At 42.2% G+C, this 18726-nt stretch carries 15 protein-coding genes; 5 read left to right on the top strand and 10 right to left on the bottom strand.

Going from position 1 to position 18726, the window contains the following annotated elements; all coding sequences use genetic code 11:
• Positions 1-25 precede the first annotated feature (25 nt).
• The 5 genes from N477_RS07215 to N477_RS07195 are packed head-to-tail and all read left to right on the top strand — an operon-like array spanning position 26 to position 6596.
• The gene (locus N477_RS07215) at positions 26-886 is read left to right on the top strand and encodes a WYL domain-containing protein (RefSeq protein WP_063361834.1); all 861 of its coding nucleotides are present in this window, start codon (positions 26-28) and stop codon (positions 884-886) included.
• 1 nt (position 887) lies between these two features.
• Complete coding sequence (locus N477_RS07210; protein WP_063361833.1) at positions 888-1673, top strand: Wadjet anti-phage system protein JetD domain-containing protein; 786 nt, start codon at positions 888-890, stop codon at positions 1671-1673.
• Positions 1666-4581: a hypothetical protein gene (locus tag N477_RS07205; RefSeq protein ID WP_063361832.1), complete on the top strand. Its 2916-nt coding sequence runs from the start codon at positions 1666-1668 to the stop codon at positions 4579-4581. The genes N477_RS07210 and N477_RS07205 overlap by 8 nt, the downstream gene beginning before the upstream one ends.
• Positions 4582-6000 (top strand): hypothetical protein, encoded by a 1419-nt coding sequence (locus N477_RS07200; RefSeq protein WP_063361831.1) that lies wholly within the window; start codon positions 4582-4584, stop codon positions 5998-6000.
• Positions 5997-6596 (top strand): condensin complex protein MksE, encoded by a 600-nt coding sequence (locus N477_RS07195; protein WP_063361830.1) that lies wholly within the window; start codon positions 5997-5999, stop codon positions 6594-6596. Before N477_RS07200 ends, N477_RS07195 begins: the two co-directional genes overlap by 4 nt.
• Positions 6597-6946: 350 nt before the next feature.
• Here the strand turns inward: N477_RS07195 and N477_RS07190 are convergent, their stop codons facing one another.
• The 10 genes from N477_RS07190 to mrdA all read right to left on the bottom strand — a co-directional run bounded on the left by N477_RS07190 (position 6947) and on the right by mrdA (position 18723).
• On the bottom strand, positions 6947-8266 hold the full coding sequence (locus N477_RS07190; RefSeq protein ID WP_063361829.1) for a hypothetical protein: 1320 nt from the start codon (positions 8264-8266) through the stop codon (positions 6947-6949).
• Positions 8267-8276: 10 nt separating this feature from the next.
• Positions 8277-9356, bottom strand: coding sequence for a nucleoid-associated protein (locus tag N477_RS07185; protein ID WP_196760596.1), 1080 nt, complete (start codon positions 9354-9356; stop codon positions 8277-8279).
• 461 nt (positions 9357-9817) lie between these two features.
• Positions 9818-11536: a hypothetical protein gene (locus N477_RS07180; protein ID WP_063361827.1), complete on the bottom strand. Its 1719-nt coding sequence runs from the start codon at positions 11534-11536 to the stop codon at positions 9818-9820.
• A gap of 52 nt (positions 11537-11588) precedes the next feature.
• Positions 11589-12575 carry a lipoyl synthase gene (lipA, locus tag N477_RS07175; RefSeq protein WP_063361826.1) on the bottom strand — a complete coding sequence of 329 codons (987 nt, stop codon included), beginning with the start codon at positions 12573-12575 and terminating at the stop codon, positions 11589-11591.
• Positions 12572-13225: a lipoyl(octanoyl) transferase LipB gene (lipB, locus tag N477_RS07170; protein ID WP_063361825.1), complete on the bottom strand. Its 654-nt coding sequence runs from the start codon at positions 13223-13225 to the stop codon at positions 12572-12574. Before lipB ends, lipA begins: the two co-directional genes overlap by 4 nt.
• A gap of 12 nt (positions 13226-13237) precedes the next feature.
• Complete coding sequence (gene ybeD, locus N477_RS07165; protein ID WP_039611602.1) at positions 13238-13516, bottom strand: DUF493 family protein YbeD; 279 nt, start codon at positions 13514-13516, stop codon at positions 13238-13240.
• A 162-nt stretch (positions 13517-13678) separates the two neighbouring features.
• The gene (locus N477_RS07160; protein ID WP_063361824.1) at positions 13679-14842 is read right to left on the bottom strand and encodes a serine hydrolase; all 1164 of its coding nucleotides are present in this window, start codon (positions 14840-14842) and stop codon (positions 13679-13681) included.
• 147 nt (positions 14843-14989) lie between these two features.
• A complete protein-coding gene (locus N477_RS07155; RefSeq protein WP_063361823.1) occupies positions 14990-15745 on the bottom strand; it encodes a septal ring lytic transglycosylase RlpA family protein in 756 nt (251 codons plus the stop codon).
• A gap of 3 nt (positions 15746-15748) precedes the next feature.
• Positions 15749-16855: a rod shape-determining protein RodA gene (gene rodA, locus N477_RS07150; RefSeq protein WP_063361822.1), complete on the bottom strand. Its 1107-nt coding sequence runs from the start codon at positions 16853-16855 to the stop codon at positions 15749-15751.
• Positions 16852-18723 carry a penicillin-binding protein 2 gene (gene mrdA, locus N477_RS07145; protein ID WP_063361821.1) on the bottom strand — a complete coding sequence of 624 codons (1872 nt, stop codon included), beginning with the start codon at positions 18721-18723 and terminating at the stop codon, positions 16852-16854. The genes rodA and mrdA overlap by 4 nt, the downstream gene beginning before the upstream one ends.
• Positions 18724-18726: the final 3 nt, after the last annotated feature.

The following is an 18726-nucleotide window of genomic DNA, read 5'->3' as shown; positions in this document are numbered from 1 at the left end:
ATACACAAAAAATGTGTACACAATAATGATGGATACAAAGACGGAATTTACGAATCAACAAACTGAAAGGTTTAAAGCTTTAGAGTATATGCTTTACTGGGAGGGCGGGACAAATGCCACACGCTTATCCCGTTTTTTCGGTGTGCATGTAAATGTGATCTCAAAAGCTATTCTTTTGTATCGTCAAGCTCACCCTGACAATCTTGTATTCGATGGTAAGGATCCTGAAAAAGTATTCATACCGACCGCTAAGTTCACTCCAAAGTTTACTCGGCCTAAATGGTCTGACTACGTGGACTTTATATTTCATAACGCTAATCAATACGTATCAGAGACATATGGTTCATCGGCATTCTCAAAAGGCCTAACTCCTATTCAGTCTCCTAACCCAGAAGTAACAAGGCTGCTATTTAAAGCTATCCGGATGGGAAAAGAAGTGATGATTGATTATCGCAGTCGCACCAATCCTCTCGGAAAAAACCGCCTGGTAACGCCATTCGCAATTGCTAATGATGGTTTGCGCTGGCATTGCCGAGCTTATTGTCATTCTCGGGAATGCTTTGCTGACTTTAACCTAGGCCGAATTATGAGGGTAGACCTAAAAGGAAAGTCCAGCATCAGCTTTCAGCAAGATATTATTTGGTTTACTTTTGTCGACATTGAAATAGGCCCACACCCCGAACTGACTCAAGAAGAACAAAATTTGGTACTCAATGATTTTGGCTATGACAAACCATTTAAAATACGTACTCGCGGGGCTTTGGTTGATTACACTATTCAGTATTACAGAATAGCTAAAGATCCTGAGAAAGTTTCCGGAAAAGCCTTTCCTTTGGTTGTCTTGAATTCAGACGACATCAACGAATATTTTTTCCCTGAGGCATAAAATGAACTTGTATCCTTATTTGAAAGCGATTGAGTCCGGTAGGCCTATAAACGCAACTCGTTTTATAACGCTACTCAATAATGAGCATGTAAATTTTGATTCTCTGGGCGTGGCTGAATTTGTTCGACCGGAACGATATTTTATACGCATTTCCAACCATGATTTATTTGATAAGTTACTGGCAAAGTATGCTCCCAGTCGCTCACGCATACACGCGGCTAAACAAGGCAACTCTCATCGTCATAGCGCACACTCTGCATACCTCACAGCGAAATTTGGTCTAAAAGCTCAAACCCATATTGCCATTGAGTGCTCCCCTGAGAAAGCGCCGGAAGAAATGTCCAATTTTGACCACTTAACGCCGGTTATTCTTATTGAGAACAGTGACTGTTTTACGTTCAGTGAAGACTTCCTTGTTGCTATGGAACTTGAAGATATTGGCGTGGAATCGCTAATTATTTTTTCTTCAGGTAACGCTATCACTCACAAGCAAACACAGCGGTTTTTATCACAATTTGAAAAAGTGTATTACTGTCCAGACTACGACTTGGCCGGGTTAGAGATATTTGAAACATTGCAGAAGCAACTCGGCGACAGAATAATATTCACAATGCCTTCAAACCTTGCCTGTTACCACGGCTATTGCCAGAAACCTGACAAGCAGAAGCAATTTATAAAGGCACTGGATAAGGCACATCATTGGAAATTTGCCGAACTAGCTTCTTTGTTTTCTAAAGGGTTGGGTTTTATTGAGCAAGAAATATTCTTAGGAGAAGAATATGAATAATAGGTTCTCTGTAAATTTAAAACGAATAATCGCCGTTGATTCTGCTTCTTTTGCTTATGTCGAGGTTCCACTGGATAGCAACCTCGTCCTATTAGCTAAAGGCAACTGGGGGAAAACAAGCATCGTAAATGCAGTGCGCTTTTTCTTGCTTCCTGAGCTTAACCTAAATGATTGTGATAAAAAATTTGCCTTTAAAACTCCCGAGAGCACGACCGAACAAGAGTATTACACTAAGGATGAGGTGAAAAACTATTACTTCCAGTCGGTTCATAGCAAGCTAATCCTAGAGGTGGAGCACAAGCTTATTGGGGGGGGAATACGGCGTCATTGTCAGATTATTTCTGCTGGTAACAACTACAAGCTTAACCGACTTTTTATAGCGTCTCCATTTGAGGATATCGCGCATTTGTTTTGGGACAAATCAAAAGGAACAAGTGGTGGAAGACCAGACTCCCCCCCTGGGGAAAATTTGTTTAGCGCGTTGAAAGAAGTCAACAAAACAACGGCGCTTATTCGCAATATAGATGAGCTCAAAAAACAGTTATATAATATCGATGTTTTGCATCCGGATGAGTGTCCATTTGTAATTTACCCGCTGCATGATTTGTCAAAAAACTCAATTGAGTCTCTGCGTGCGTTGGTCAAGTTACTCTTTAACCAAGACGGAAAATCCCTACAACTAATGACGGCGACTGCCATTGATTCTCAGGAGCAAGGCTCGCAAACTCTGGAAGTAGATGTAAAACAGCTTATTAATGATCACGACAGGCTGGAGAACGAACGGGTTGAGTTGGATCAGCTAAAAGCCAATATTCCTGCTTTTGAAGCATTAACCAAAGAGTTTGAAATTCAAAAAGCACAACAAACACACGAACTGGATTACGCTCAGCTAATGATAAATGTTGACGCGTTGAGACAGTATCATGAGCAGAAGCACGGTTTACTTTGTCAGAAAGTGGAGCCGTTAAAATCGGCCTATGAAGAAGCAGATAAAGTGTTAAAGGAGGGCGAAGAGACACTCAAGATAAACCGGCACGATATTGGTAACTGTGAAAGAGAGCTAAAACGGCGTGAGTCAATATTAGAAAAATGCGAACTTATTTGTCAGCCATACCCAGGCCTTTCTACATCTGAAGTACTCGATGCTTTAGAAGAGCACCTTCAAGAAAGGATGGAAAAGTTAACTCAGTATCAAGATGCCAACGCACGTCAAATCAGGCTAGACGAACTGAAGGAGCTGATCCAGAGGGAAACTGGCAACCTCAAAAAGCTAAAAGAACGAGAGGCTAACCAAGCCTTAGCAATCAAGGTTCAATTGGCCGAAAGCGAAGTCAGAAAACTGTATGCGATCAATCCGCTTTTGGTTAACGCAAACCCAGGGCGCTTGCTCAATGAAGATGAAATCCAAGTCATTTCAAAATTCCTTCAACTATTTACATTGAAACCAGCACATCTTAAATTTTTTGACGAAAATATTCCTCTTTCGGCTTACACTGCAGAGTGCTCTATTAGTGAGCAAATTTCTGACTGTGACGCACAGCTGATTAGCCATATCAGTGAAGAAAAGGAGTTATTACGCCTTAACGATAATTCCACGCTGCATAACGCATCGGAAGTATCTAAAGTAGAAAAAGAAATAACCCTGACTAAATCAGATTTGGACACGCTAAAAAGCTTTGAATTGTCATTTCAACGAAAAAAAGAAGTTCTGGAAGAATTAGAAAAACTAAATAAAATCAAGGTGGTGAAGGAGGCTGAGGAAGAAAAAAATCTTAAAGATTTAGAAAACTCACAACAAGCCTATGAAAAAGCTGAGTTGGAGCGCAAAACAGGTGCTGAGCTATGCTTACAAATTTCACGGTTGAACGACAGAATCAAGAGCGACTGTTTGCGTTTTCCACGAGTACAGCATCTTACTGTATCTTTAAAGCCCACAGATTCTCCAGAAAACATTCAGCTTCCGCTTCCGGAAGAGCTTCAAACCTATGGTCAAAAGCTAGAACGAAGCAAAGACGCCAGAGAAAGCGTTTATACCCAGCTAGTGCAGTTTTGTATAAAAGGGATAATAAAAGATGAGCATGGAATCATGGAAAACAATCGCTCACAAGCCGCGATTAGCAAGAGTTTTGATACTCTCTCTATAAAATTCCAAACGCTTGACCAGTCACAAAGCCAACTAGAAAAAGATACAGCCCTGCATAACAGCTACTTGCGCAACCGCTTAGAACGGTTAGACAAAACAAAGATCAAAATAGAACAGACAGTTCAGCGCATTAATGAGGAACTGGCTAATGCAACAATAAATGACTTAGAGGCAGTCAAACTTAAAGTTGTGCTCAATGGATCCTTTGATGACTTGGTGCTTAGTTGGCGAGAATTTGATGATTTGAATACAGCAGTAACTTTGCCCGCAAGCTGGTATGCCAGACTCCAAGAGTTTTTACATTCCGACGCGGTAAATAGCTTAGACGGCAAATTACGCATGGAAAATATTATCAAACAAGCCAGCTATATGACTAAAAAGCCGGGGGAAATGTGGGATGAAAAGGCACAGTCAACTTCCACACAGATCCTGATTAATATGCACTTTGCAGAAATATTCATCCAGCGGCTATGCGATGATATCAGTGCTATTTCGTTTCCACTTATCCTGGATGAAGTGGGCACCGTCAGCGCTGAACAAATTCCACCGCTGACACGAATTCTCAATGAAAAAGGCCACACACTGATCGGTGCGACTACTCATGGAAAAAGTGCGGATCTAATTGATGCATTCGGGCAATACCTGTTCATGGATGAGATGAGTACAGCAGAACCTTATGATCCAAAACGGGTTAAAACGTGCTTTTCTCCTGAGCAAGAGTTCATCCGTAGGCTCTCAACTCAACTTGCCTTTGAGGGGGCGTAAATGGCAGGCAGTATAACTAATAAACAGTTTAGTACACTGGAGACACTTCAGCGATTGCTGCGTTATCGTGAAGTGATGTTCAAAACCATCGAATTTGCAGACATTAATCATGCTGGTGCTATCCCGGAGACTGTTTTTTACTCATTTGTAATAGCGTTGAAGGATCAACTTTCTGATGAACAGGCAAATGAAGTGAGTTTAGTGTTTGATGTGGATAATCTGCTACAGTCGCGGATCATCAATGACCGCCGCAATGTTGATGGAGTAACGAAGTTATTATTCAATACTAGCGTGTTTGAGGTATTTCGATTATGCCGAGTAAGTCTGTACCGTCCATTAACAAAAGTATCGTTAAATGCAGCCATGACACCGTTGTGGTCTTTGATGCGACAGGTTAAGCGCGGCAAGCTGAGTACGACACCAGGAACTGATGACTACCTAGAGTGGGTGGACGATTTGGTATATCGAGTAAGCGACTTACTGGGAAAAATCCGAGCAAATATTGCAAAGCTCCAAAATGTTGGTGTTGAATTTGAAAAATCCGCGATAGCAGATCCTCAGGGTTATTCACAACTGGAAGTGAAGCGTGAATCTTATAACATGGCAGCTAAGTTATATCAGAGAGAAATAGATCCGTTGAAGGTGTTTCTTGACAAGCATACACGTTATGAGGAAGGGGATGGTATTTTTCTTACCCTAGGATATTTTCGTTCTTTTTTTCAGACGATAAACGATACGAGTCGCGCATATTTGATGTTGAGCTACGAAGTACAGTACTTGGATTTATTTTCACCAATCAAGCAAGTCGCAAATCAGGTCAGTATCTACCTGCAAAAAACACAACAATCATTACATGAGCACAGCGCGATCGATCGTGCATATTCGGTAGTTCTTGCTGCCTTTGAAAATACGCTTGGGGGCGATCTGCGTAACAAATTCATTGATATGTCTGATTTAAAGTCATTGGAAGTGTCAGTTCAGTGCCCAGCCCTTGGCAGGATAGCTCCGTTCAGGACAGAAAAATCTCCCTCATTTTTAGACGTCGCTTTCAATGAATTGGCTACCCGTGTCCAAAGTTATGCCCCTGAAAACAGTGAAAAAGTACTTTTATCCGAAAGCATCAGTAAAGAGGCTGCTAAGAAATTGCAGTATTCTCAACGCTTGGCACGATGGGTTGATAATTTTGACTGGCCGCTAAACAAAGACTTCCTTGCCTTGGCTCATAAAGAGCTAAGTCAGGAATGGCCGGATTTTAAATTGCCAGATCTATTCGAAGTACAGTCTAGACTTATCAACTCACCTAACTATCAGCTGGAGTTGAGAAATGAATATCAAAAGATGGTAGATGATGTATACGAACTCCAGTACAGGGTGCGTCATCTGGTTTCGTTAAGCAATCAACAGACGGAAGTTAAATGAGTATGGATCGTAATACATTTTTAGAGGTTGATGAGAAATTGTCGCAGACCATTTATCGTGCCTTCTACACCGGTAGTGTTATTAATCGAAAGGAATATATGACCTCACAAGCGCAATTTGTGGAGTCCAAGATTTATCTTGAAATTCGCCAGCATGAAAACCATTACATTCAGCTATACCGACATTTGGGGTATGAACTCATTCATGATGAAGAAGGCGAATTTTTTTCTATTAAATTGATAGCTGAGAGCGAAAGTGAAGATGCTGTGTTTGATGAAACGTCTTTAAAAATCATTGCGATCTTAACACTCATTAGTCGAATCATGACACAGCGAGGGCAACCGCTTGAATTCTTGGGCCAACCTGTGCAGGGAATTACAGGTAATGATGTTGCAGCGTTGGCAGACGAAGAAACAACAAGTGCAATATTTAAAGCTTTAAAATTGAAAACGCCAATTGATGCACTTGAGTTCATCAAAAAGAGAGGCTTTGCCTTTCGAATTAGTCAAAGCCGATACGTTTTAAGCAAAGGAGCCATGACAATGATAGATACTCTAATTGAGCGAGAGAAAGAGTTGTCCTCTTCAGTAAATTAAGGCAGGCCATCCTTAACGTAGGAATTCCAGACAAGAGTTTTGCTTTTTTCAATTTGGTTAAAATAGCGCACCGTTTAGGTAAAGGGGCCGCAAAAAAGTTACCACAAGGAAAGCTAAGAAGATGTTTTCCAAGCATCTTGGCGTAGCCGGTGATTTTATCGAAACGTCAGATCTTGTCTGAAGAAATACAGTTTATGTATTGAAAATACATAACTACAGGCTACTGACGATCCAAAATATCGTTGTTTACGTTTTCAAAAGCAATATAACACACATTAGTCTATGCCTTATTCAAAAAATGCCATGTATAAGTTTCTCTCCTAGAGTTTTAATATGAACTATATTCCTAATCACAGCAAAGAAACAGCCCATGACCAGAATGTCTTCACCATAGAGCTAAGAATCCCGTAAGAACGAATCGTATTCTGAATCAATGCACCGTTAGAGTATTGTGCGTAAAACACCACCACCGCAATTAACGCTGGCACCCAAGCCAACGTACGAAATACAAACAACCATCGCCCAGCAGTTGCAATATTGTCACCTAACCGTCTAGACATTTTATCAATATGGTCATTTAACTCATCAGGGTAGCTGCTCTTCTTACCTTCAATCGATTGCTCAACAATCTCTTTAGCTTGCTTTACAGATTCCAGCTGATTCCTTTGGTTAATCACTACCCCTACAATCAGTATGGCAGTCAGCACCAAACCTAATACAACAAGCATATTAGTAACCAGCGAGCTGTCTTTATGAAACATTGCAACAATAGCTGCAACCGACACTGGGATTGAAAATAGCTTTCCAGTCAGCTCACTTGTTACTTTAGAAAGCTGCTCTGCGAGCTTAATCTCAGATTCCGCGACCTCTTTCTTTGCTTTATGAAAAGCAAAGCCACTCAGGTAAGTGCTATGATTTTTTTGATAAACGTCAGTAAAATCCGGCCAGTTCTCAACCAGCTTACAAAACGCGACTTCGGGGGAGAACCCTGCAACAAACTCAACAAGTGAAGAATAAAAAATACTTTTTCTTGGCTCATAATGCGCTTCCAGCTTCGCTTCATCACTCAATAAAGATGTCAAAACACTGATATCCGATAAATCAGCAGTCAACATCTCTTCCCTTAAGCAAATATCTAAGACCACTGGACATGATTTATTTTCTTCAGCGCTTAGGAACACCAGCTTGTTTTGAGCATCAACAACATCTTTATCATGATAATGAGCAAGCTCCTGCAAGCCGCGTATAACCTCACATAATGCATTAAACTGTTCTAAGCGCGCTTCATTATCTATATTACCTTCGGGACTGAAGAAGTCATCGCCTTCAATTATATAAAAGTTAGCAGGTACCTTACCTTGCTTGATGGAAGAGGAAGATAAAAAGTCACCATAGGAGGCGTAAAATTTTTCAAGGCTGTTTCCCGCTAACCTAATCTTAGCCGTAATTTTTGAACCGACTGTAATGTCATACTTGTTAAGTATTAAGTTAACGCCATCACAATCTGCCTCAGTTACGCGAGCAGGCCCACCCCCTTCATTGCTAAGCAGTGCATCAAAGGCTACACTGGTTTCTTCAGTCGCCACAAATTCCCCAGAAAAAAACTGGCGTTTTTGTATGTCAGGGCATCCCAAAGCCCTGTATATGGCGACCACATTATCCAGTGTCACGTTATCTCTCCTACCCAAAATGCTCGTCTAACATATCTTTAAACTCATCAGGCAACTCATTAATAACCAGCCTATTACCATCATAGTAAAATCTGGAGCCAGCGTCCTGACCAATGTCATCTTTATCTAGTGTCAGCTGAAAATCATCGCCTTTATACACTATGTGCGTCATCTTGTGTAGCCGCGTCTTGTTAACCGAGAACTCGCTTGGCACACCTATCTCATCACTGTTAAGGTGTGCCACAAGCTCTTCAGCTAAGTTATCGGCTTCATCTGCAGAAAAGAATTCCCGCGCAATATGCTCAATCTCTGATAATTTTGCAGGTTGATTTTCCCCTTGCTTATTATCTAGGTATTCATACAACTTCTTACTCAGCTCAGCCGAATGCGCGGACAGCGTATCGTTTGCATTAAAAAATGCTACACTTTCCTTCACTACGGCTTCAGTTGCCTTGGCAGAAGGGGCGCCCGCCTTACACCCAAACGCAGTAATAAAGTAACCAGCTGTCGCCTTATTGTTTTGAGGGCTAACAAAGCTCAAATAGTTGATATCTAACTGTTCAACTTCATCTGCTGCTGCAAACTCTTCATACTTAGCAAAATTTACCTTGGCAGCCTGGTGTAACCTACTTAAATCAATATATTCTAAGTCCTCAACTTTCAGTGCGCCGGTTATTTTGTAACCTGGTTTTTGCTTAACCATCGCTGACAAGAAGTAACGAACATCATTCTGCACATAGTCGGCAAATAAAATATAACCACCGCTAGCTGTTGGCTTGTCAGCAGCCTTGAGATAAAGCTGCGTCATCGCCACTTTCGTTGCTTCAATAAAATTATCTTCATTTTCTTCGGCACCTTTGTAACCCTCAAATGCATCTGGAAAGTTTCCACGCGCATCTCCTGTTTCAAAAACACCATATTGAGCACTATTGTTCTTTTTCCCGTAAAGGTCAACAATGCCCTCCACAAGCTTTTGGATAGTTGGATTATCTGCAGGTAGAGTTTTCTTTTTCACATTTGAAGGTTGAATAGGTTCATGTTGCTCCTTGACTAACTCATGGATCACAACTTGACGGAGTAAAATTGCCATAACGATCACTTGTATTATTAAATTCATCTTTATGTTACACAAAATTATCATTTGTTTCATTGTATTGGATGAAAATTAAGTGATGACTTCATAATAGAGCTTTTGGAGTTTGTCAGGAGCTTCGGTCAAGCCTTACATTTTGCTGGAGAACTAAGTGTGAATCGGTTAAAAAGCAAGGATTGGCCTTCTACGGACTACGAGGCATTGTGAGATCATTTCGTACAGGCTCAAAATATAAAAACAAAGTAATCAAAGACTAGTATAGCCCTATTTTCAAAAGCATGGGCGTTCTGCTGTGGAACTTTGCTGACAATGGTGATCTGTGAAGTAAAGCCGAATCACTCAGATGAAGCTAGTGTGCTTTAATCAAAGCTGATGTGCAGGCTGGTTAGGATAATAGCCAGCCTTGACTTACGTTTCGTGTATTTATGCCAGTCCTGTTTTTCTTTCCCCGTCTACATTCAAAGCCTATCAAAGATAGAGCTCTTAAAATCTAATGGTGTTGACCATGTATGTTTCATGGTTTTAATTGTTATGTTAGGAATTGAGGGGATGTTTAACCAGATCCCTTTTTTTATTGCAAGCTGATGCAGTAAATTGTTCATTCTCTGGTTAGAGCAATACTCGAAGTTCTCGGCATTAACTAATGCAACACTGCGATTTTCTTTGTTACGCATCTCAAACTCAATCAGCGTATACCATCGGTTTTGATAGTGAATGTCAGCAATAATTACTTGTCGTCGGCAGTATGAGTTTGAGTCTAAGTACGACCATTGCCTTTTATTGGCAGGTTTTGTGAGCGGGATAAACTCAATGGCTTCTTCTATGGGCCGTAGACGGGCTTTTACGCCCTCGGCTTGAGTGAGTAGCTGGATCGCCTCTTCAAATGTTTCAAAGCTGGCTGGAAGGGCTTGACGACGTGTGCGGATTGGTTTTGCGTGTCCACGGCCAGTCTTTATATCACCAGAATCACCTTGTCCAGTGCCAAGCTGCTTTGGTTCATCTTCTTTTGGCGCATAGCGTAGTGCGCTTATGTAGCGACATTGATCTTTTTTAGGCCTATCGACTTTTTTGCCCATGATTGCGCCAAATCGGTTGGTTGGTAAGAGTACATGTTCATTGGTTTTGTTTTTATTTGGCTCATTTTGACTTTGAAAAGGCTTATCAGTATTTGATGTTTTATGCTTAGGCTGAGGAAACGCTGGTTTCTTATCACCATCATTGATTTTATTTTCTCCCTCAGCCTGACTATTGTTATTGTCTCTATCAGCCGTAAGATGCTCAAAAGGAAATGGTGCTTTACAGTGCTCTATGGCCAATACTAGATATCGCCAGCCACTTTTTGATAGTTCATCTTTAGCAGGAATGAACTTACCTCTGACTTTTAGGTTACTTGAACCTGAGAATGGAAACGCACTCTGGGGATGAAGAAACTTTGTATTCAACGAGTGTTTCATTATAGTGTCATGTGGCAGCGTAAAGCCTTCCCAAGCTTCTTTACATGTGAGTGCTCTTCCAATGACCCAACCATCTTCGTCTGACAGGTGTTGCCTTAGATGCAGTATGCAGCGTCTCTCTCCCTCATCAAAGCCACACTTTTCGGTATTAATCACATTCTGAGGTTGATGTTTTAAATCGCCAGAAAAAACAATGTGCGCCATGTCTGTCGAAACGGCGTAATAGAAACGAATTAACTCCATAACAGGAACCAGTATTCCAAAGGGGTCTTCATCATGTTCAATGGCTATAAGGTTAGCCATAAACCCTTTTCCCGTTCGATAAGAGTCGTACGGAATGAGGTTTTTATCCTCAACTTTATGATTACCAGGGATGGATTGAGTGGTGTGTTCGGCGATATGAAGATTATGTAAAAGTTTCGTTTGACCTGCCTTTGTAGCTTGGCACTGGCCATTGAACCAGATCGAACCGATAGATATAAATGGAAGCTGTCCAACACCAATCTTTATAACTGCTTGGTCATCATAATTTGTAATATGAGTGGAAGCGAGATGTTTGGTTGTGGAGTCTATGCTTTCATTTTGAATGAGAGGGCTTATTACGATTTGTAAATAAGGCTCAGAGGGCACGTTTGGGTTGCGCTCAATAGCGCCGAACCAATCGACCCTCCAATAACGATCGTCACAAGGAAATTCACTAATTTTAGGTATTCCTTGCGACATCTTTACTCTTCCTTACAGTACAAAATATCGTTGTAGTACAAAATAGCGTTGTTTAGTCGCGCTTAACGTTGTAACTCACAACTTCTTTACCTGCCGCTTGTTGGTCTGCGTGGTAACTTGAGCGAACAAACGGGCCACATGCTGCATGTGAAAAGCCAATTTCATCAGCGTAGTCTTTCAGAGCGTCAAACTCTGCTGGTGGCACGTAGCGCTTAACTGCCAAGTGGTGCTTCGAAGGCGCCAAGTACTGTCCAACAGTTAACATGTCTACGTTATGTTCACGTAGGTCTCTTAAGACTTCTTCAATTTCAGAGATTTCTTCACCTAATCCTACCATTAAACCAGATTTTGTCTTAACTTCTGGGTGTGCTTCTTTGAAGCGGCGAAGTAACTCTAGAGACCATTTATAATCAGCACCTGGACGCGCTAATTTGTATAGTCTAGGCGCAGTTTCCAAGTTGTGATTAAACACATCTGGTGGCGTTTCGGTTAGGATCTCAAGTGCTCTATCCATACGGCCACGGAAATCAGGGACTAGGATTTCAATGGTGATCCCCGGGTTATGTTTGCGGATCTCTCTGATACAGTCTGCAAAATGCTGTGCGCCGCCATCACGCAAGTCATCGCGGTCTACTGAGGTAATCACCACGTACTTAAGTTTCATGTCTTTAATTGTCAGTGCAAGCTTTTCTGGCTCAGCTGCATCAGGCTTTAATGGGCGACCGTGTGCGACATCACAGAATGGGCAACGACGAGTACAAATAGCGCCTAAAATCATGAATGTTGCTGTACCGTGGTTAAAGCACTCAGATAAATTAGGGCAAGATGCTTCTTCACAAACTGAGTGTAAGCCATGCTTACGCATTGCGCTTTTAATGCCTTCAATTCGCTCACTTGATTTTGGTAAGCGGATCTTAAGCCACTCAGGCTTACGGAGCATTTGCTCTCGCTCAGTTGGTAGTACTTTGACCGGAATTAATGCCATTTTTTCGGCATCGCGTAATTTTACACCCGGCTCCATTTTGACTGGTTTACTCATTCGTTCTCAAACCCTTCAGTGTGAACAACATGCTCAGCGTTAATACGCTTAAGCATATGCTTAATAAGCCCGTTACCTGCTTCTTCAAGCGTAGCAGGCCCATTTAAATCGCTAGTTTGTATCATCTCCATGCCTGCATAGCCGCATGGGTTAATACGCAAAAATGGACTCAGGTCCATGTTGACATTGAGTGCAAGTCCGTGGAATGAGCAACCTCGTCTAACTCTTAAGCCCAAAGAAGCTATTTTGCAATTATTGACATAAACACCTGGTGCATCAGCTTTAGCATAGGCATCGATATCGTACTCTTGCAATGATTCAATAATGGTCTCTTCAAGCCAAGTAACCAGTTCTCTTACGCCAATTTTCAGGCGGCGTAAATTGAACAAAACGTACATCATCTGCTGGCCAGGTCCGTGATAGGTCACCTGACCGCCTCTGTCAACTTTAACAACAGGGATATCACCCGGTGCAAGTACGTGCTCCGCTTTGCCAGCTTGCCCTTGCGTAAAAACAGGGCTGTGTTCAACTAACCAAATCTCGTCGGCCGCTGAGTCATCACGCTGATCAGTAAAGTGCTGCATTTTTTGCCAAATAGGCTCGTAACTTTGTCGCCCTAGGTGGCGAATGATGACGTTATGGTTGCTCATGGACTTCCTTGACTACAGTACGTAACGAACAGCTTCGATACTACCTAGCTCAGTGTATATCTGCTCAATGTGCTCTTTTGACGTCACTGTTGCAACCAAAGTGACAGATTCGTATGTGCCTTTGCTACTCGGTTTAACCTTTGGCGCATAATCGCCAGGCGCAATGGCTTGCATTTTGGTAAGAATCTGATCGGTTAGATCAACATTAGCCAAGCCCATGACCTTAAAAGTAAACGGGCAGGGAAATTCTAAGTACTCATCAAACTTAGTGTTTTTTACAGGTGTTACCACGACGGTTTCCTCACTACAGATACTAAGCAATGATTGTGTAATGTGAATTGTTTTCACTTAGGCATCATTACCTCAATAATGGCGGCATTCTATCATTTTTATGGCAAAAAAAAACGCCTCAAATAGAGGCGCTGTTGCTTTATATACGTACTAGATACAGGGTTATTGCATGATCTGTAAACGTAAGTAGTCGTAAATGCGGCTGAAGAAACTACCTTCTTCAATTTCTTCAAGGGTGACGAGTGGATATTCAGCAATATCTTCACCGTCTAGTTGCAAGAATAGCGTACCTACAGTACTGCCTTTAGCAAGTGGGGCAGTTAGCGTTTGGTCTAACTCAAAATGTGCTTTTAAGTTTTTACGTTGACCGCGTGGAATAGTAATTGGCGTATCTTGTGTGATACCCAAAGAGACGGTCTCTTTATTACCCATCCAGATGCGCTGATCGGCGAAGCTGTCACCTGCTTTGTAAGGTGTGATTGTTTCAAAAAATCTGAAGCCGTAGTTTAAAAGCTTTTTACTTTCGACTTTTCTGGCTCTTTCACTTTCAGTACCCATAACAACTGCGATCAATCTCATATCGCCTTTGGTTGCTGAAGTGACTAAGCTAAAACCCGCTTCCGCTGTATGGCCTGTTTTAATACCGTCAACATCTAAGCTTGCATCCCACAATAGTGAGTTACGGTTGTACTGTTTGATGCCGTTGAAGGTAAATGACTTTTGCTTATATAGTGCATACTCTTCTGGTACGTCGCGAATTAGCGCTGCACCTAAGGTGGCCATGTCTCTTGGAGTGGTGAATTGTTCTGGCGCATCTAAGCCATGGCTATTGATAAAGAAGCTGTTGGTCATACCTAGCTTTTCAGCATGTGCATTCATCAAGTCTGCGAATGCACTCTCGCTGCCAGCGATGTGTTCAGCCATGGCAACACACGCATCATTACCAGATTGAATGATAATACCGTGGTTTAAGTCGTCAACACTGACTTTTTTACCGACTTCGATGAACATTTTTGATGATTCAGGAAAATTTTTCGCCCAAGCTTTTTCGCTGATGGTCACCATATCTGTTGGCGCGATGTTGCCAGCTAGAATCTCAGTACCAATAACATAGCTGGTCATCATTTTTGTTAAACTAGCAGGCAAAAGTTTGGTATCTGCTTCACCCTCTGCAATCACTTTACCGGTTGTAAAGTCGACGAGGAAATAACCTTTTGCACTCATTTGCGGTGGAGAAGGTATGATCTGTGCGCTTGCCGAAAATAATGACAAAGAACACACGACACCAAGGATTTTTTTAACTACTTTTGGTTTAAATACTGTCATCATGCTCGCTTTTTAATTTAGTTTGGGCAATGACTTGCCTTTGCACTGCCCAGCAGGTTTGATTTTTGTTCTACATGCCATTCAGTATACTTACATGTTGGCTTTAAGTCGCGGAACAAAAATTACGTAATTCAGATTACGAATATTTTAAAGTTCATATTCGCTATAAAGCAAGAAGGCTTTGTTAAATTCACCTTCTTGTAAGGTTTTTAGCACCTTTTGTGCTGTCTGGTCATCTAAAATCGGTCCAAGTCGCAATTTGTAAAGATTATCTTCAAATGCGATAGGAGTACCTAATTCAAATTTATTAGACAACTGAGAAGCCAACGCCTTCACATTTTCCATGTTACTACCAGCTGCAACTTGTACATACGTCAAACGTGGATTTTTACGGTCAATAGTAATGGCTTCAATCTTAACCTCCGCTGTACCTTGCAAATGATATCCAAGCTTGTAAGCGGCTGCATAAGAGAGATCTATGATTCGGTCGTCATGAAATGGGCCGCGGTCATTTACTCTGACAATTGCGCTCACATTATTTGCCAAGTTAGTGACTCTAACAAAACTAGGCAAAGGGAGTGTTTTGTGCGCAGCTGTCATATCAAACATATTGAAGGTTTCACCATTGGAGGTGTAGTAACCATGAAATTTGCGCCCATACCAGGACGCTGTCCCTGTCTGTGTAAAGTCTTTTTCATCTGAGATAGGCGTATAACTCTTGCCCAGTACAGTATAAGGCCGACCCGCACTGACGCTTTTTGGTTCGTTGGTAACTTTTGCATCTTGCATTTCAAGTTCAGTCGGCGCGCGTAAAGGCGCCTTATCTTGGCTTGTATGGTATCTGCTGCTACAAGCGCCCAAAAGTAAAATGGCACTTAAAGGGAGAAGTAATGTTTTTTTCATAGATTATTTTAGTAGCATTTTTTTATCTGTTGCTATTGCCATGATGATACCGAAACCAGCCATCAGTGTAACCATTGAGGTACCGCCATAGCTGATAAGCGGTAAAGGTACGCCAACCACGGGTAATAATCCTGAGACCATTCCAATGTTGACAAAAATATAGACGAAAAATGTGAGTGTGAGCGCCCCAGCGAGCAATTTACTGAATGCCTCTTGAGCATTGACTGCTATGTATAGCCCTCTACCAATGATAAATAGATAAACACTCAATAGCATAACGACGCCAAGCAAGCCGAACTCTTCACTTAGCACTGAGAATATAAAATCAGTGTGGCGCTCAGGTAAAAATTCAAGTTGGGACTGTGTGCCATGCAACCAGCCTTTTCCCTCAATGCCACCGGAACCGATGGCAATTTTTGACTGAATAATATGGTAACCGGCGCCGAGAGGGTCGCTCTCGGGATCGAGTAAGGTCAAGACTCGCTGCTTTTGATATTCGTGCATGACAAAGTGCCACATGGCAAATGCACCGGGGATGGCCAATAGGACGCTACTGCCGATCAATCTCCAGCTTAGACCAGATAAAAATAAAACAAAGATGCCTGAGCTTGCAATGAGCAGAGAAGTCCCTAAATCTGGTTGCTTTTGAATGAGGATGGTTGGCACCAACACAATGGCAAAGCCGATAATGATATGTAAGATTTTGGGTGGTAACTGCTGCCTACCAATGTACCATGCTACCATCATGGGTACGCCCAATTTCATAATTTCTGAAGGCTGAAAACGGGTAATGCCAATGTCTAACCAGCGCTTAGCTCCGTTAATCGTAATACCGAAAAAGAATACGCCGATAAGCATTATCAACCCCACGGTGTAGAGCGGAAATACAAGTCTCTTGAGCGTATTCGGTGAAATTTGAGCCATGACAAACAGTGCAATAATAGCACCGAGCATACGAGTTGCATGGCGAGCCATCATATCCATATTTTGACCGCTGGCACTGTATACGACCGCAAGGCTTCCAGCCATCATGACAAGCAGTGCGATAAGTAATGGCAGGTCAATGTGAATTCGTTGCCAGAACGAGCGTCGTTGTCTTAATTGATTCATTTACCCTCCGTATGACTTGGGTAAGTTTCGAAATAATAATCCATGAGCTTTCGCGCAATTGGTGCCGCAATGGTTGAACCGCCACCTTGGTTTTCAACAATCACGGTAACGACGATACGTGGGTCATTGTATGGAGCGAAGCCAACATAAATACCATTATCTCGGTGCTTTTCTTTAAGACTTTCTGCGTCGTATTTTTCACCTTGTGCGATACTGACAATTTGGGCTGTGCCTGTCTTTCCTGCCGGGTCATAAGTCGCCCCCAAGAAAGCCTTATGAGCTGTGCCTCGGGCTTTTTTCACTGTGTTGTGCATCGCATCCAAAGCTATCTTCCAGTGGTGCGGATTTTTTAATACGACAGGTGGTTTTTCTTCTGTGTACATTTGCTCAACATCATTGTCTTGCTTTGCAACTTGCACCAAGTGTGGGGGACGGTGTATCCCTTTGTTAACTAAAATAGAAACAGCGTTAGTAATTTGCATTGGTGTAGCCGTCCAATAGCCTTGTCCTATGCCGACTGATATCGTGTCGCCAGGCCACCAAGATTCTTTAAAGCGTTGGCGTTTCCATTCTGTGGTTGGCATGATGGCAGCCGTTTCTTCATGAATATCAATACCAGATAGATCACCAAAGCCAAACTGACTCATAAAGTTACTGATTTTTGTGATGCCAAGCTTATAAGCGGTCTCATAGAAATAGGTGTCGCAAGATTGTTCAATCGCTTCATATACATCAACATGTCCGTGTCCCCACCTTAACCAGTCACGCCAGCGGTGCTCTACATTAGGAATTTGGAAAAAGCCGGGGTCCCAAATTTTGGTTTCCTCTTTTACGATGCCTTCCTCTAATGCCAAAATGGCAAGGTGAGGCTTCACGGTAGAAGCAGGTGCGTACCTACCTTGGGTTGCGCGATTGATCAAAGGTCTGTCAGGGTTGAGCAGTGCTCGGTAGTCTTTGCTGCTAATGCCATGTACGAATAAATTGGGGTCGTAGCTTGGATTTGAATATAGGGCTAAAATCCCGCCATCTTTAGGGTCCATCACCACGATTGCGCCCCTAACGCCGTCAAGTACTTCTTGAGCTATTTTCTGTAAACCAATATCTAAGGTGAGCACTAAATCTTCCCCAGGCTTCGGGTGCTCGATACTGAGGGAGCGAATAATTCGACCGCGGTTATTCACTTCGACGCGTTGTGAGCCAACTTGGCCATGCAAGCGTTGTTCGTAGAACTTTTCGATACCTAACTTGCCAAAATCATGTGTGGCACGGTAATTCTTAGCAAGCCCTTGAGACTCTAGTTCACTGAGCTCTTTTTTGTTTAGTCTGGAGACATAGCCCAGCGCATGTGTCAGCGCATCACCGTATGGGTAGTGTCTGGCAAGTCTGGCCTCAACGCTAAAGCCGGGGAAGCGGTGCTGATTAACGGAAAAAATTGCCACTTCTTGTTCATTTAGCCGAGCCTTTAAAACTTGGCTTTTAAAGCGTCTAGAGCGACGATTACTTTTTAAGACAGCGTTTTTTTGTGTCTCGGTAATGCTGATGATTGCACCGAGTTGTTCTAAAGACTGCTCTAAGTCTGTTACTTGCTCAGGGATCACTTCAAGATTATAAACTGGCCGGTTTTCAGCAAGTAAGACGCCATTTCTGTCGTAAATTAAACCACGATTTGGCGCGATAGGAATGACCTTTATTCGGTTATCATTCGAACGTGTTTGATAGGTCTCGTGCTTCTCAACTTGCAGAGTATAGATGTTATTAAGAAGGACTCCGATAAGGATCACGACAAAAACAAAGCCAACAAACGCGCGGCGCGCAAATAAATTGGCTTCAGCGCTGTGGTCGCGGATCGTTGGCCGGTTTTTTATCATGAA

This window comes from Pseudoalteromonas luteoviolacea H33-S (assembly GCF_001625695.1).
Classification (GTDB): Bacteria; Pseudomonadota; Gammaproteobacteria; order Enterobacterales; family Alteromonadaceae; genus Pseudoalteromonas; species Pseudoalteromonas luteoviolacea_B.
Note: the sequence above shows the minus strand (reverse complement) of the source record. Positions and strands in the feature narration are given on the sequence as shown.